Origin of the sequence: Streptomyces cylindrosporus, from assembly GCF_022698165.1 — a bacterium.
Taxonomy (GTDB): domain Bacteria; phylum Actinomycetota; class Actinomycetes; order Streptomycetales; family Streptomycetaceae; genus Streptomyces; species Streptomyces cylindrosporus.
This window is the reverse complement of the sequence record NZ_JALDAY010000043.1, coordinates 1-479: the sequence shown is the minus strand read 5'-3', so window position 1 is coordinate 479 and position 479 is coordinate 1. Positions and strand designations below refer to the sequence as shown.

Genomic DNA, 479 nt, shown 5'->3' with positions numbered 1-479 from the left:
GCGCCGTCGTTGAAGATGTTGCAGTTCTGGTAGATCTCGATCAGCGCCGTACCCGGATGAGCCGCCGCCTCGCGCAGCACGGACGTGAGGTGCTTGCGGTCCGAGTCGATGGTGCGGGCGACGAAGGAGGCCTCCGCGCCGATGGCCAACGACACTGGGTTGAAGGGGGCGTCCAGGGAGCCCATCGGGGTCGACTTCGTGATCTTGCCGACCTCGGAGGTGGGGGAGTACTGGCCCTTGGTCAGGCCGTAGATCCGGTTGTTGAAGAGGAGGATCTTGAGGTTGACGTTGCGGCGCAGGGCGTGGATCAGGTGGTTGCCGCCGATCGACAGCGCGTCGCCGTCACCCGTGACCACCCATACCGACAGGTCGCGCCTGCTGGCCGCCAGGCCCGTCGCGATGGCGGGGGCGCGGCCGTGGATGGAGTGCATGCCGTACGTGTTCATGTAGTACGGGAAGCGGGACGAGCAGCCGATGCC

At 66.6% G+C, this 479-nt stretch carries 1 protein-coding gene; it reads right to left on the bottom strand.

What is annotated here, in order from left to right:
* Window positions 1-479, bottom strand: a 479-nt coding sequence (locus MQP27_RS50780) for a 2-oxoacid:ferredoxin oxidoreductase subunit beta (RefSeq protein ID WP_242779513.1), incomplete at both ends; no start/stop codon positions are given.